This is a genomic window from Pseudarthrobacter ribosi (assembly GCF_055412865.1).
Map to the genome: position 1 here is coordinate 39,268 of NZ_JBVAYZ010000012.1, position 13,580 is coordinate 52,847.

Below are 13,580 nucleotides of genomic sequence, written 5' to 3' on the forward strand. Positions count from 1 at the left end.
TTGGGTGATGACGCCGTCCACCCCGGGGGCCAGGCTTAATGTCTAGAGGCAGCATCCGTAGATCCGAGAACCCGCTCCAGGAGGATTCGGCATGACAGACGGCCAGCACTATGACGTTGTCATCGTCGGGACGGGAGCCGGGGGCGGGACGCTCGGCCACCGGCTTGCTATGAACGGGGCGAAGGTGCTCTGGCTGGAGCGAGGTCCGTTCCTGCCGCGCGAGCGCGACAACTGGCAGACCGAGGCGGTGTTCGTCCGCGGAAAGTACCTTGCGAAAGAGCTGTGGTACGACCGGCACGGCGGCGAGTTCCAGCCCGAGGTCAACTACTACGTCGGCGGGAACACCAAGTTCTACGGCGCGGCACTGTTCCGCCTCCGTCCGGAGGACTTTGGCGAGCTACGCCATCATGGCGGAATCTCACCGGCCTGGCCGATCTCCTACGACGACCTGGAGCCCTACTACACCCAAGCCGAACATCTCTACCTGGTGCACGGTCAGCACGGCGAGGACCCGAGCGAAGGCCATGCCAGCGCGCAGTACGCCCACCCTCCGGTATCCCACGAACCCCGCATCCAGCAGTTGAACGACGACCTGGAGAAGCTCGGGCTGCACCCCTTCCACCTCCCGATCGGCGTCAACCTCCAGGAGATCGAACCTGGACGGGCGGCACGGGCAAGTGCGTGCATCCGCTGCGACCGGGTCGATGGCTTCCCATGCCTGCTGAACGCAAAATCGGACTCGCAAGTCATCTGCGTGGATCCGGTGCTCTCCCGGGACAACGTCACACTGGTCACCGGCGCCCATGTGCAGCGCCTGGAAACCGACGCCTCAGGACACAGCGTCACCGGGGTCGTCACAACCTTGGACGACGGCACCGAGACCAGATTCACCGGCGACATCGTGGTCGTCGCCTGCGGCGCGGTGAACTCCGCCGCCCTGCTGCTCAGGTCTCGCCAAGACCGCCACCCCGACGGGCTGGCCAACAGCTCCGGAGTGGTCGGCCGGCACTACATGCGGCACAACAACATCGCGTTGATGACCGTTTCCCGGGAGCCCAACCCCACGGTGTTCCAGAAGACGCTGGCGATGAACGACTGGTATCTGGGGTCCGACGACTGGGACTATCCGCTCGGCGGTATCCAGATGCTCGGCAAGTCCAACGACGAGGAGATCCGCGCGCAGGCGCCGCGATGGGCCGGCAAGATCTCTCCGGACCTGCCCTTCGAGGTGCTGGCGCACCACGCCGTCGACTTCTGGCTCTGCGGCGAAGACCTGCCGCAGCCCGACAATCGCGTCACGCTCGACGCGGACGACGCCATCCACCTCAGCATCGATGAGAAGAACAACGTCGAAGGAGTAAAGCGGCTGCGCCACAAACTCGACGGCATGCTCGGCAAGCTGGGCATGCACGAGCACCATCTGCTGGACCGGAGCCTCTACATGCACAAGAGCATGCCGATCGGCGCCACCGCGCACCAGGCAGGCACCGTCCGTTTCGGCCGAGATCGGGCCACCAGCGCTCTCGACGTGAACTGCAAAGCCCACGACCTGGACAACCTCTACGTCGTCGACACCAGCTTCTTCCCCAGCATCGGCGCCGTGAACCCGTCCCTGACCGCAATCGCCAACGCCCTGCGGGTCGGCGACCACCTCACCGAACGCCTTGGCTAGTCCCAGGGTCGCCATGGCAGCTGTCAATCTCGCGGGAAGGGGTGCGACATGACGCTGTTCGCGGACGTCCTCATCCCCGTGATGGAGGTGAACCCGGTTCCGTGGGCTCGAGCACAGATGGCGTTCACGCTGGCCTTCCACATCATCTTGGTGCCACTCGGCGTGTCTTGGTCGGTGATGGCGCTGATCGCCAACTATCGAGGCATCAGGCGGGCCGACGCTGACGCCATCCTGCTCGCGCAGCGCTGGTCGAAGTACATGGCGGTCACCTTCGCAGTCGGCGCCGTCACCGGAACGGTTCTCTCCTTCGAGTTCGGCCTGCTGTGGCCTCAGTTCATGGGTCGCTGGGGCGAGTCGTTCGGCGTGCCTTTCGCGTTCGAGGGTCTCTTCTTCTTTCTCGAGGCCGTTTTCATCTCGATCTACATCTTCGGCTGGCGGCGGCTCAAGCCTTGGACCCACTTCTGGACCGGTGTCCCGATCGCCGTCGCCGGCATCTTCGGCAGTGTTTCGGTGGTGGCCGCCAACGCGTGGATGAACTCCCCCGAAGGGGTCACTCTGGACACCGCCGGGAACGTCGTGGCGGTGGACCCGCTCGGGGTGATCTTCAACGGGGCGATGCCGCTGATGGCGGCGCACATGGTGATTGCGGCCTACCTGGTCGGCGGCTTCCTGGTGGCCATGGTCTACGCGACGGCGATGCTGCGCGGGCGGCGGGACCACTATCACAGGCTCGGCTTTCTCATCGCCTTCACTGTGGCCGCCATCGCCGTCCCGGTGCAGATGGGGGTCGGTGACGGTCTAGCTCGCTGGGTCTATAGCAACCAGCCGGTCAAGTTCGCCGCCATCGAGATGGTGCCGACGACCAGCAGTGACGTGCCCGAGACGCTGTTCGGCCATCTCAATTCAGAAGGACAAGTGGTGGGCGGTGTCCCCATCCCCGGGCTCGCCTCGTGGTTGTCGGACCCCAGCACTGGCCGGGCGACCGTCGTGCAGGGGCTCGACACTGTACCCGCCGACGAGCGGCCGACGAACCGCCAGGTGAACGTCGTCCATCTCGCTTGGGACATCATGGTCGGCGTCGGCACTGCCCTGTTCCTGCTGACGCTGTGGTACTTGGCATCGTGGATCTTCCGACGAGACATGCCTCGCAGCAAGTGGTTCCTGCGCTGCGCCGTCGCCGCCGGACCCCTGTCCGTCCTGGCGATGGAGGCGGGCTGGGTCGTTAGCGAGGTCGGCCGTCAGCCGTGGATCGTCTACAACAAGATGCGGGTGGAAGACGCCGCGACCACCAACACCGGAGTCTGGATCACCTTCATCGCGGTCACGATCCTCTATATCGGGCTGGGCGTCACCACGATCCTTGTCTTGCGCGGGATGAGTCGTCGCTACCGTGAGGCACGACGATTCGAGGAGACAGACTCCCCGTACGGACCGCGCGAGCCGGTGAAAGAAACCTAGGGGTCACCCATGGATACCGCCGCAGCCCTGCTCTTGTTCGCTGCCATCACCATCTACGCGATCTTCGGCGGCGCTGACTACGGTGCCGGCTTCTGGGACCTGACCGCTGGTGGCGCGCAGCGTGGGGAGCGGCCGCGCGAGGTAATCGACCACTCGATCGGGCCCGTGTGGGAAGCGAACCACGTGTGGCTGATCTTCATCTTCGTCGTGCTCTGGACGTGTTTCTCCGAGGCCTACGCGTCGATCACCTTGACCATGTTCGTGCCCCTCACCATGGCGGCCCTCGGCATCGTCCTGCGCGGTGCCAGCTTCGCCTTCCGGAAGGCGGTGTTTCGGCAGCGAGCCCGCCGCAGCTTCGGCGCCATCTTCGCCGTCTCCTCGGTGCTGGTGCCCTACTGCTTCGGCGCCATCGCGGGAGGCATCGCATCCGGCCAGGTTCCGGCCGGCGGTCGGGCGGGCGATCCGCTGCACAGCTGGGTCAACCCGACGTCGGTCGTCATGGGTCTGCTCGCCGTATCCGTGACGGCCTACGTCGCCGCGGTACTGCTCACCTGGGATGCCCATCGCCTCTCCGACGAGGCGATGGTCGGCTACTTCCGCGTCCGCGCCGTGGCGGCTGGGGCCGTGGCTGGAGCCGTCGCGCTGGTCGGTCTCTTCGTCGTACGCAGCGAAGCCAGCTACGTCTTCGGAGGACTCACCTCACGCGCCCTGCCGCTGGTGATCATCTCGGCGGTCGCCGGGCTCGGCGCGCTTTTCCTGCTCCGAGGCCGACCCCACCGCGGAGGGCGGCTGGCTGCGATCGCCGCGGCCGGCGCCCTCGTGCTGGCCTGGGGCGTGGCACAGTGGGACTACCTGCTGCCCGAAACGCTCACGGTCTCGGCGGCCGCTGCGCCGTCGGGCACGATCACGGCCGTGCTGGTCGCGGCCGGACTCGCCGTGCTGTTGATCGTGCCGGCCTTCATCTTGTTGTACGTGCTCGACCAGCGCGGACTGCTTCCCGAAGAAGGCGTCGACGACGAGCCCGACCGGGGCACCGGGGTCGCCCGTGCCTGACTTCGCTGACGAGGTGTGGCAAGCAAGCGAGCCGTTGACCGGGGGTATCGACGGGAGGGTGGACGATGGCAGATCGGATAACAACTGAGCGAGTTCTGGTGCTCGAAGGCGGGCTGGCCGGGTGGCCTGTGCGCCGCAGTGTCAGGCACTGTCCCACATCCTTGTCTTCGCGCGAACCTGTAGCGGTTCGAGCTGCCGGTTAACTGGCGGTGTGGTCGGCGGGCAGGTCAACGGTATTGAGTCTGGCCTCGTTGCGGAGTGTCGCGGCCCAAGTGGCGAGGAGGTTGAGCGCGTCGTGACCGGGAGTGCCCGGCTCGGCGCTGTAGGCGATGAGCGTGAGGCCTTCGTCGCCGGGGAGCTGCATCGCCTGGTAGTTCAGCTCGAAGTCGCCGACAACGGGGTGGTGGAACTGTTTCATCCCGGTGCGGTGGAGTTTGACGTTCTGTGCGGCCCACATCGTGCGGAAGTCTTCGCTCTTGGTGGACAGCTCGCCGACGAGGTCTGAGAGGTCGCGGTTGTGGGCGTCGCGGGCGGCTTCTTGCCGGAGGATGGCGACGACGTCGTTGGCGCTGGGAATCCTCACCCAGGCGTGGTCGCCCATCGGGGGGATCCGCCACTACAGGGGCGACACCAGGACACCGCTGACCGATTCCAAAATCCGCTGAATAGCCGGCGCCCACGGCAAGACGACCGCGCAGGTCATGATCCGCTGGCACATCCAGCAGGGCCGCTCCGCAATCCCCAAGTCCGTGCGCCCGGACCGAATTGCCGAGAACTTTGACGTGTTCGACTTCGTCCTCAGCGCCGATGAGCTTGCCGGCATTGATGCCCTGAACATCGGGGACACCATGGACCCGGACCAGATCGACTTCGACAGCTTCGGCCTCACCATCCCCGAAGCCTGACCGGCAAGAGAGAAGGAACAATGGACTACCCAAACTGGGACGTACCGGCGTATAGGTCAGCCCCCTGTCCCTGGGCACGATGATGTTCGGCCCCTGGGGCAACCACGACGAACAGGACTCCATCCGCATCATCCACCACGCCCTCGACGCCGGCATCAACGTCGTCGACACCGCCGACGTGTACTCCGCCGGCGCATCTGAGGAGATCGTCGGCAAAGCACTCAAAGGCCGTCGAACAACTCGCGCAACGCGCCGAGGAAACAGGCGTGACCCTCATCAGTCTTGCGATCGCCTGGGTCATCAATCACCCTGGCGTAACCCCAGACGCCTCCGGGTATTCGGCGTCCCCTTTCATAGGGGGTGATTATCGCGGGCAGTGGACCGGGCCCGGTTTGAAGCGGGCGTATGAGAGAAAAGGCCTCTTCGTCGAGGTGCCGGCGATAAACATCACGCGGTTCGCAGGATGCGACGGCGGAGGGTGGTCCGGGATGCTGGGGGTCAGAGACTAGGGTCCGGCGTTGCCCGCTGCGAACGGTGCGAGCGATGTGTATCAACCGGCATTCGGAGGTGCTTGATGGTCATTGCACTGTTGGTCATCCTCGGCGGCGACCTGGATCGGGAGTCTGGACCATTCCGGCCTGCCGAAGCTGGGCATGTGTGATTCCGATGGTTCAGCCGCCGGTGAACCGATGGATGCGGGCCACCGTGCACTCGGCGTCCGGACGTTTTGTGCTGCGTGCTCTCCGTGACATTCGTGACCTCGAGCTGTTCGATCGAGCGATGACGCTCGCCGCACAGGCGTTCACCTCGATCCTGCCGATCCTTATCGTCGCCAGTTCGTTGCGAGCGAGCCTGAACCCCGAGGCGGACGCGATGTTCGCTGAGAACCTCAGCCTCGATGATGACACCGCTGAACTTGTGAAGCAGTCGATTCCCCAAGCGATCGAAGGGGTGACGTTCACGGAAGTCATCGGCGCGCTCCTGCTCATCATCGCCGCGACCGCCTTCGCCCGCGCGCTCGAGCGGTGCTTCCGCAGGATCTGGAAGACACCGAAGGCCCCCATCCGCTTCGCGTGGCGCTGGGTCGTAGCGATTGTTGCGATCCTCATCGGGTTCGTCTTCGTGGTCATGACCCGCTACGTTGTGCGCGGCACCGGTGCCTTGTCGGTGCTCGAGTTCATCATCGAGGCAGCGATCTGGTCCGCGCTGTGGTGGTTCGCGTCTTGGATCGTGATCAACCGGAGCGTCAGCCTGCGGGCACTCCTCCCGGGATCAGTCCTCGCCGGACTCGGATTCGCCGTGGCCACGGTGGTGGGGCGCGTGTATCTCCCGGGGGCGTTCGCCTCCTCCGCCGATCAATTCGGCATCCTCGGGCTCGCCTTCTCGTACATCGGGTGGCTGTTCGTGCTGATGTCAGTGCTCCTCGTCGCCGTGACCATTGGCCGCGTCGTTCACCTCGCCATGATCGGGCAGTTGTGGAGCCGCTCAGGCGAGACCGCCGCGGCTCCAACCCCACCGAGAAGCCTGCCCTGAGACGGCTAACCGGGCTAGCTGACGCTCTAAGGTTGCCGCGTCCTCGTCGCGGTTGAACCACCTAGGCCACGTGATTCTCATTTCGTCAGGGAAGGCGCTATGCCGGATATGGAAGAAGCCCGCGTCAGCGTCGGCGTGGATACTCATGCGGATACCCATCACGTTGCCGTCGTTACCGAGCACGGCCGGCCGTTAGCGGACCGTTAATTTGCTGCCACGGGATCCTGGTATCGCAAAATTGTTGAAGTGAATCAGCCTAACCGTCAGCACCGCCGGCTCAGGGGCAAGTCCGATCCTTTGGATGCTTACGAGGCGGCTCAAGCGGTGTTGGCTGAACGCTGCACCGCTTCCCCAAAGATAAAGACTGCCCCGTGGAGTGGTTGCGTGTTCTGCGGGCCTCACGATCATCGGCCATGAACGCCCCGATCGCAGCGATGTCGCGGTCCAGGCACGCTGGCCATCTTGCCGACCCGGCCCACGTGACTGCGTGGACACTAAAGAAACTGGCTGGGAGGTATCAGTCTCTTAGCGACGAGATTACCGAGGCTGATACGGCATTGAAGGAGGTCCTTGATGCCTATGCACCGCTGCCCTGTGACCTTCCAGGAGTCGGTGTTGAGGTGGCGAGCCAGCTGCTGGTGACAGTGGAGACAACCTGGAACGGGTCGGCAGTGAAGTCCAGTTTGCGGCACTGGCAGGCGTTGCTCCGGTTCCTGCATCGTCCGGCAAAACGAACCGGCACAGACTCAGCCGCGGTGGGGACCGCAACGCCAACAAGGCCCTCCACCATGTCGTGCTGGTGCGCATGGGCTCGGACCCCAGGACTAAGGAATACGTGGCCAAGCGAACCCTGGAAGGTAAAGGCAAACGCGAAATAATGCGGTGCCTCAAGCGCTACGTCGCCCGCGAACTCTATCGACAGATCATGAATCCGGTCCCGGCGCCGTCAATTGCCGACCTGCGGCCTCAGCGAAAACAACTAGGCCTAACGCTCCAGAGTGCTGCAGAACACCTCAACCAGGGGCCGTCATACCTCTCCCGCCTCGAGCGCGGGCAGACCAGAAACGATAGCCTCGTCGCCGAACACCGGCAATGGCTCGACGAGCAAGCGCCAGGCGCAGGTTGACAATCCAGCGCCCCGTTCCCTACCGGACCATTCCGGAGGGGTTTACAGTCGAGGGAAATCGAATTGGGGGATTTGCAATGGAGAAGCTGACTAGTCCACACAGGGCGAGTACAACGCCGACGCCCGAACGCAGGCCGGCGGTTGCCGCTGTCGCCGCTTTGGCAGGCTCTCTGCTGCTCATTCTCTTGACGGGTTATCTCACGATGCAGCTGCTGATGTCCGAGATGAGCGCCTTTATGGCCTTTGATTCTCGTGCCAGCGGGGTCTCAGCCGACTGGTTGCCTTATGTGTGGCGGCTGAGTCTGATTCTCCTCGCCTTGGCAGCGGTCATCGTGTACCGCGTTGTCTTCCAGGGCATAGCCGCCCGGATCGTTGCGCTGGCAACCTTGGCTGCGGTTGCGTTCATTGCCACCCCGATGGCAACTTGGTCGCATGTGGCTGAGGAGAAGCAGTCCCTGATTCTGGGCATCGCGGTGGAAGGTGCTAAATCACCGCTGATCCTCGCTCTCATTGGAGCGGGTGTTGCTGACATGGTTGCTCGCCGCCAAAGGACACGAGCGCAGTAATCTGCCGCGGTGTGCCCTGACGTGTCCTCCGGCGGCTGTTGAGTTGAGCTTTGCCGTGCCCACTGTTGGACTAATTGAACGGGCCGGCTGGCACTGGATCCGCGGCGGCCACCAAAGGGCCGCCACCAGGGAAGCAGCTTTATAAAGGGTCCGATATCGGCGGTTACAGAGGACAAGTAGTGTTTGCCCTCTTGCGCGAGTGGCCTTCTGGGTGTCTGGGCCCGGATACAAGCGGCAGGTGGGCGGCACCGAGTCCACGCCGCCCTCCGGCCCTACCGGGATGCCGATGGACGGCCTATCTTGGTCCTGACACAGCCCGAGGGAGAGGAATGACGATGTTCACCCTGCAGATTAGCTATCCGGTCCGGGACTACGAGGCATTCAAGAAGGTCTTCGACACCGATCCCGCGGGCCGCGCCGCCTCGGGCGCCCGGGCGGTCCGCTTGTTCCGGGATACCGAGGACCAGAACAGCGTGGCCGTGCTCCTTGACTTCGACACCAGGGACGCCGCGACCGGCTTTCTGGAAAAGTTGCGCAGCCAGGTGTGGGACAAGCCCGAGGTGATAGGGCAGCTGATGACGGCAGCGCCGACAGCCAGGATTCTGGAAGAGGTGGCCCGCGAGGGCCAGGGCGCCGGCTGACCGCCGAAACCTGGACGAGGCCACCAGCTTGGGGGACACCTCCCGCACCGGCTCTCCACCCCGCGACGCCGACCTCATCCTGGTGAGGGAGTACGGGCAGATCGTGGAACGGGGCAACTACCCCCGCTGACGGCTGCCCGCGGGGCGTACGCGGCGCTAGATGAGGCGCAGTTGGCGGCTCAGGTGGCGGCACTTCAGGCCGAGCGGAGTGTTCATCTCCGGATGCCGAGGGTGGCGATGAGGTCTTCATGCAATTCGAACCAGATGCGGTGGAAGGAGTCGCGGTCTGTGGCGGTGAGCCAAGCAGGCTCGGTGGTTGAGTTCGTCACTGCTTGCTGGAGGCGTTTCGCGTATCCGCCGAACCGCGGTAACACCGTGGTCAGGCGGACTTCCAGATCGCTGAGGGACGCCGCCGCCTGGGTGAAGGTGTTATGTGATTGCTCGTCGATCCCATCGTTTGGCTGATTTTCGTGGGAGGGCCTGTGGAGCTGGAGTTTGCTGCAGGCGGCCACGACCGCTGCGTTCAGGGGTGTAAATTTCGTGTGCACGGCAGTGATGGCTGCTCGGCCGCCTGCGCTGTTGAGCTCCCCCGCCAGGAGCCGTTCGTTTTCAGTCCTGCCGGCCACCGTCAGGGACCAGCCCCGGGTGCCCCCGAATGAGGAGCGCAACGCCCACCCGTTCGCGCCGGCATCAATAAGCAAAGGTTCGACGCCGTCCGGTTCCTGGCCGAACCGTTCTGCCACTGACTCAGTGTCAGCGAAGCCCAGCAGCCTCAGGGCGTGGAGGGTGAGCAGTCTTGATGGCTGCTGCGGGCTCATCATGGCCCCGCTCCAGGACTTGCTGGTTTCTCGTGGACGATTCCATGTGTTCCGTCCACGATGAGCGTCGTTCCGGTGTTGATTCGGGTCAGGGCATCCGCTATTCCCAGAACCGCGGGGATACCGTATTCGCGGGCGACGATTGCGGCGTGCGAAAGCATTCCACCCGTTTCCGTGATGACTGCAGCGACCATCCCGAACAGAGGGGTCCAGGCGGGGTCAGTGGTGCGGCAGACCAGGACGTCGCCGGGTCTTAGCAGGGGGAATTCGTCGAGACTGTGAACGGTCCGCGCGGTCCCGCAAGTGGTACCGCGGCTGGCGCCGATTCCGATGAGAACGGCGCTGGAGTGATCCATACCTTCTGTCGCATTGGCCGGAGGGGTAAATTCCACGTCAGCCCACCACACCCGTCTCGGGTTTGCCGGACAGCCGATCGAGTCTCTGTTGAGCGGCCTGGGCTGAGCGGAGACCGAGGCTCTGGGCAATCTGTGCCCAGGTCAGCCCCTCGGTCCGGGCCAGGAACAGGAGCGCGGTTTCCAGACCATCCATTTCTGCGCGCGCGGCGGAAATAAGGGTCAGGCCGGCCCGCACGTCCAGACCATCCACCGCCTCTCCGCGGCCGGGCCCGTTTGCCCGCCACAGGACGTGCTGGAGTAGGTCGGCCGCAGAAGGGGGTTGCCGCTCACCCAGCCAGGGCCGGGGCGGCAGTTCGGAAGCGCCTCTGTCCAACAGCATCCGTGTCGCCTGGGTTTGGTGGAGAGCCTCCGCCGCGTCGCCTGACCCGCCACCAACTCCGTCAATCTCGTTCATTACAGCTCCATATCCCGTCAGCACTATGTCCGCCGACGCCACCACCTTCCTGCATCAACATTATGTTGTCAACAATTGGTTGAAAAGTGTCGGTCGGGACGAGGTTTTCCTTGTGTGGCAGCGTGCGGAGGGCTGACGGTCCCCGTGCGCCGCTTGTTCCGCAATGCTGAAAGATCGGAATCTGACATCGGGAGTACCTCTAAGCTAAGTGCCCCGGTTCAGGTGGTGCTTTCAAAGAGAGGCGTCGCTGGCATGGTTTCCCGGTGTCGAGAGTGGCAACCTCAGTCTCCGGCGCCAAGGAAAGACAGACAGGTCGGTCCCGTTATAGTGTGTGTGATCACAGTCGTCCGCTCGCGTTGCCCGAGAAGCCCGGCAGAGCAGCGCGGGCGGGGCGCATGCCGATTCCGGACTCAGCCGTAATTTGGAACAAAGGAATAACCGATGTCAACGGAGCAGTCGCCCATTCCGCACCGGCCCCATGGCGCTGGCTTGGCAGAGCACGTCCCTGGACCGGCTCTGGACGCTGAGGCAACCGGGATCCGCCGGCAGGCGGCCGGGATCATAGCTGAGGTGCTGGCCGACCCGGCGCCGGAGCAAGTGCGTATCCAGGGGCTGCTCCGGGAACATCTGGCGGCAAATCCGGGACGCCCGGACATCGCGCTGACGGAGCACCTGATGGCTCTTGAATCCCTAACGCGACTCCCCATGGATGCAGGGAATCAGCCGTCCAGTCCCGGCTCAATTTCCCTGGATTTCCAGGAAACCATGAGCTTGCGGGTCGAGAAGATACTGAAGGGACGGATGCTGGTGACCGCGTTCCAGCCGATCCGTGAGCTTCAGACCGGTGAGGTCCTGGGAGTCGAAGCGTTCACGCGGTTCCGTGGCGACGGGGACGGCACTCCGGCGCAGTGGTTCGCGGCAACCGCACAAGTGCAGTTGGGCAGGGAGCTGGAACTCGCGGCCGTGGCGTCCGCCCTCGCCTCAGCTGTGCACCTCCCGGCGCACGTGTATGTGGCACTGCAGCTGTCACCAGCCACCTGCCTGGACCCGCTCCTGCCGGGGCTGCTCGAGGAATCCATGGTCGCTGTGGACCGCATGGTTCTCGAACTGACTGGCGCCCTGGCCGTTCATGAGTCCGCAGCCTTTGTTGCCGCGCTGGCGCCCCTGCGCCGACGGGGGCTCCGGCTGGCGGTTGACCACGTGGGTTCGTACGTCGATTCGATCCGCCAGATCAGGAAAATCCGCCCGGACTTCATCAAACTTGACCGCACCCTCATCGCTGGTATCGAAACCGACACCCTCCGCCAAGCCTTTGGCGAGGTCATGACGGAATTCGCCGCTCAAGTCGGAGCCGTTCTCATTGCGGAGGGGGTAGAGACGCGAGAGGAACTTGCCATGGTCACTAGTCTCGGAGTTACAGCCGGTCAGGGCTACTACCTGGGCCGGCCTACGGTCCGGCCCAGGGACTGGGCCCGGTGGAACGAGTCGGCCTGGGTATTTCGGCCGCTGGCAGAGGCTGACGCTGCAAATCTGTCCTGACTCCAAGCCGGGGCGTAGGGTTGCGGGCATGTAGGAACTGCGGCACTTGGACCGCGTATGTGGAGCAGGTTCGGGCAGCAGCGGAAGTTCGCTCCCAACTGGGCGGGACGATGCTTTCCCAGCGGGCACGTAGGTACATTCCCAGGAAGACCAGTCGGTCTCGGCGTCACGCGGTGGATGTCTCCGAGTTTTGACTCATCGACTTTCAGCAGCAGATTTGGCCGGTGGCGTCCTGAGGTGGTCCGGAAGATCATAGCGGCATGCCGACTCTTCGTGCCGCGCACGCAGCGCCGGCGCCTAACTGACGGAGATTTCCTTGGAGGCTTCGCCTTGGGGGAGGGTCAATCGGGCCGTGTGGAGGAGGCTCCCGAGCAGGGAGCGGGCGGCGTTCAGCGTGACGCTCACTTCGGGACAGGCAAGCTCATAAAACAGCCGCCCGTCGCGCCGCGTCGGGACAATCAGGCGTTGACGGCGCAGCACACCCAAGTGCTGGGACAAGTTGGAGGGTTCCAGGCCCGTGCTGCCGCGCAGTCGGCTGACGGCGACCGGGCCGTCCGCGAGCATTTCCAGGAGCTGGATCCGCGTAGGGTGGCCCATCGACTTGAACAGTTCAGCCTTAAGATCGTTCAAGACAAGACCTGTGGGCAGATCATCCGCCATGGTGGTCTTCTCCTTCAGTTTCAGTGCTCGCGGCTCGGAGCCCGTGAAGCACCCGGTTCGAGGAAACCACCATACGCGAGACAGAAAAGTCTGTCTCGGTAAGATCGCGATCGGCCTGGTCACAGGTATTTTCTAGCACCGGAGGGTTGCCGTGTCGCCTTCGCCGGGGGTCGGCGGGACCCCCATTGCGGATCAAGAGGTAGTAGTTCAGACTTTCATGAATTCATCAATTCGCCACCGGCTCTCGGCGAGTGGCCGGCGTGCTGCAGATGGATTCAGGCTGCTTCCGGTGACAAAGGTGTCACCGGAAGCAGAACGATCTCGGCTCCCAGGAGGGTTCTATGACAGGCATGTTCGAGTTATTCACCGGTTCCGACGCTTCCTACCGATTTCGGCTGACTGCTCCGGACGGGACGGTGATGGCCCTGTCCAGGCGTTTCCCCGATAAGCCCTCGGCGGTGGCAGGGATCGCCGCGGTCCGTGAGTACGCCGGCATGGGACTGGTCTCCGAAGTCTCAGTGGCGGAGGACAAATGCCGTCGTGGACTGATCAGGGCCATTCCAAGTTTTCCCGGCGGCCGGCGTGCTCAATCGAGTTGTTCACGAGACACGGGCCGGTGACGGAGCATCGCCCGGTGACGGTGGACGGATGCCTTTCCGGTCAAGGGTGAACCCCCGGACATTGGGAGACCGGGGGTTCATCGTAGACCGGAACCACAACCCGTCGGTGCCCGGCTGTTGACCGAAAGTCTTGATTCGGCCCTAACCCCTGCCTCCTCCGCACTCTGACGGCGGAGTAA

15 protein-coding genes and 2 pseudogenes are annotated in these 13,580 nt (G+C 64.1%); 12 read left to right on the forward strand and 5 right to left on the reverse strand.

Going from position 1 to position 13,580, the window contains the following annotated elements; genetic code table 11:
• Positions 1-91: 91 nt before the first annotated feature.
• The 3 genes from ACZYZ5_RS13075 to ACZYZ5_RS13085 are packed head-to-tail and all read left to right on the forward strand — an operon-like array spanning position 92 to position 4,183.
• Positions 92-1,672, forward strand: coding sequence for a GMC oxidoreductase (locus ACZYZ5_RS13075; RefSeq protein ID WP_463902175.1), 1,581 nt, complete (start codon positions 92-94; stop codon positions 1,670-1,672).
• A gap of 48 nt (positions 1,673-1,720) precedes the next feature.
• Positions 1,721-3,130, forward strand: coding sequence for a cytochrome ubiquinol oxidase subunit I (locus ACZYZ5_RS13080; RefSeq protein ID WP_463902176.1), 1,410 nt, complete (start codon positions 1,721-1,723; stop codon positions 3,128-3,130).
• A 9-nt stretch (positions 3,131-3,139) separates the two neighbouring features.
• The gene (locus ACZYZ5_RS13085; RefSeq protein ID WP_463902177.1) at positions 3,140-4,183 is read left to right on the forward strand and encodes a cytochrome d ubiquinol oxidase subunit II; all 1,044 of its coding nucleotides are present in this window, start codon (positions 3,140-3,142) and stop codon (positions 4,181-4,183) included.
• A gap of 199 nt (positions 4,184-4,382) precedes the next feature.
• Here the strand turns inward: ACZYZ5_RS13085 and ACZYZ5_RS13090 are convergent, their stop codons facing one another.
• Entirely contained in the window at positions 4,383-4,766 is a 384-nt protein-coding gene (locus ACZYZ5_RS13090) for an MmyB family transcriptional regulator (protein WP_463902179.1), read from the reverse strand.
• Between the two features lie 82 nt (positions 4,767-4,848).
• On the opposite strand from ACZYZ5_RS13090, the gene ACZYZ5_RS13095 reads away from it, so the two are divergent.
• The 7 genes and pseudogenes from ACZYZ5_RS13095 to ACZYZ5_RS13125 all read left to right on the forward strand — a co-directional run bounded on the left by ACZYZ5_RS13095 (position 4,849) and on the right by ACZYZ5_RS13125 (position 8,954).
• Positions 4,849-5,088, forward strand: coding sequence for an aldo/keto reductase (locus tag ACZYZ5_RS13095; RefSeq protein ID WP_463902246.1), 240 nt, complete (start codon positions 4,849-4,851; stop codon positions 5,086-5,088).
• Positions 5,089-5,152: 64 nt separating this feature from the next.
• A pseudogene (locus ACZYZ5_RS13100) lies at positions 5,153-5,323 on the forward strand (aldo/keto reductase); the annotation flags it as partial.
• A 446-nt stretch (positions 5,324-5,769) separates the two neighbouring features.
• Positions 5,770-6,621 carry a YhjD/YihY/BrkB family envelope integrity protein gene (locus ACZYZ5_RS13105; protein WP_463902180.1) on the forward strand — a complete coding sequence of 284 codons (852 nt, stop codon included), beginning with the start codon at positions 5,770-5,772 and terminating at the stop codon, positions 6,619-6,621.
• Between the two features lie 99 nt (positions 6,622-6,720).
• Positions 6,721-7,555 (forward strand): annotated as a pseudogene (locus ACZYZ5_RS13110) (transposase); the annotation flags it as partial.
• A complete protein-coding gene (locus ACZYZ5_RS13115; protein ID WP_463902247.1) occupies positions 7,547-7,747 on the forward strand; it encodes a helix-turn-helix domain-containing protein in 201 nt (66 codons plus the stop codon). The pseudogene ACZYZ5_RS13110 and the gene ACZYZ5_RS13115, both read left to right, overlap by 9 nt.
• Before the next feature lie 77 nt (positions 7,748-7,824).
• The gene (locus ACZYZ5_RS13120; protein WP_463902181.1) at positions 7,825-8,313 is read left to right on the forward strand and encodes a hypothetical protein; all 489 of its coding nucleotides are present in this window, start codon (positions 7,825-7,827) and stop codon (positions 8,311-8,313) included.
• Between the two features lie 329 nt (positions 8,314-8,642).
• Positions 8,643-8,954 (forward strand): hypothetical protein, encoded by a 312-nt coding sequence (locus ACZYZ5_RS13125; RefSeq protein WP_463902182.1) that lies wholly within the window; start codon positions 8,643-8,645, stop codon positions 8,952-8,954.
• Between the two features lie 212 nt (positions 8,955-9,166).
• Here ACZYZ5_RS13125 and ACZYZ5_RS13130 read toward each other — a convergent pair whose 3' ends face one another.
• Genes ACZYZ5_RS13130 through ACZYZ5_RS13140 form a run of 3 tightly spaced genes read right to left on the reverse strand, consistent with a single transcriptional unit; the run spans position 9,167 to position 10,582 of the window.
• Complete coding sequence (locus ACZYZ5_RS13130) at positions 9,167-9,775, reverse strand: hypothetical protein (RefSeq protein ID WP_463902183.1); 609 nt, start codon at positions 9,773-9,775, stop codon at positions 9,167-9,169.
• Positions 9,772-10,128 (reverse strand): PEP-utilizing enzyme, encoded by a 357-nt coding sequence (locus tag ACZYZ5_RS13135; RefSeq protein ID WP_463902185.1) that lies wholly within the window; start codon positions 10,126-10,128, stop codon positions 9,772-9,774. Before ACZYZ5_RS13135 ends, ACZYZ5_RS13130 begins: the two co-directional genes overlap by 4 nt.
• A 37-nt stretch (positions 10,129-10,165) precedes the next feature.
• Entirely contained in the window at positions 10,166-10,582 is a 417-nt protein-coding gene (locus ACZYZ5_RS13140; RefSeq protein ID WP_463902186.1) for a hypothetical protein, read from the reverse strand.
• A 489-nt stretch (positions 10,583-11,071) separates the two neighbouring features.
• On the opposite strand from ACZYZ5_RS13140, the gene ACZYZ5_RS13145 reads away from it, so the two are divergent.
• Positions 11,072-12,121, forward strand: coding sequence for an EAL domain-containing protein (locus ACZYZ5_RS13145; RefSeq protein ID WP_463902187.1), 1,050 nt, complete (start codon positions 11,072-11,074; stop codon positions 12,119-12,121).
• Positions 12,122-12,418: 297 nt separating this feature from the next.
• Here the strand turns inward: ACZYZ5_RS13145 and ACZYZ5_RS13150 are convergent, their stop codons facing one another.
• Positions 12,419-12,781 carry an ArsR/SmtB family transcription factor gene (locus tag ACZYZ5_RS13150; protein ID WP_463902188.1) on the reverse strand — a complete coding sequence of 121 codons (363 nt, stop codon included), beginning with the start codon at positions 12,779-12,781 and terminating at the stop codon, positions 12,419-12,421.
• 350 nt (positions 12,782-13,131) lie between these two features.
• On the opposite strand from ACZYZ5_RS13150, the gene ACZYZ5_RS13155 reads away from it, so the two are divergent.
• Positions 13,132-13,401, forward strand: coding sequence for a YegP family protein (locus ACZYZ5_RS13155; protein ID WP_463902248.1), 270 nt, complete (start codon positions 13,132-13,134; stop codon positions 13,399-13,401).
• The last annotated feature ends 179 nt before the right edge of the window (positions 13,402-13,580 follow it).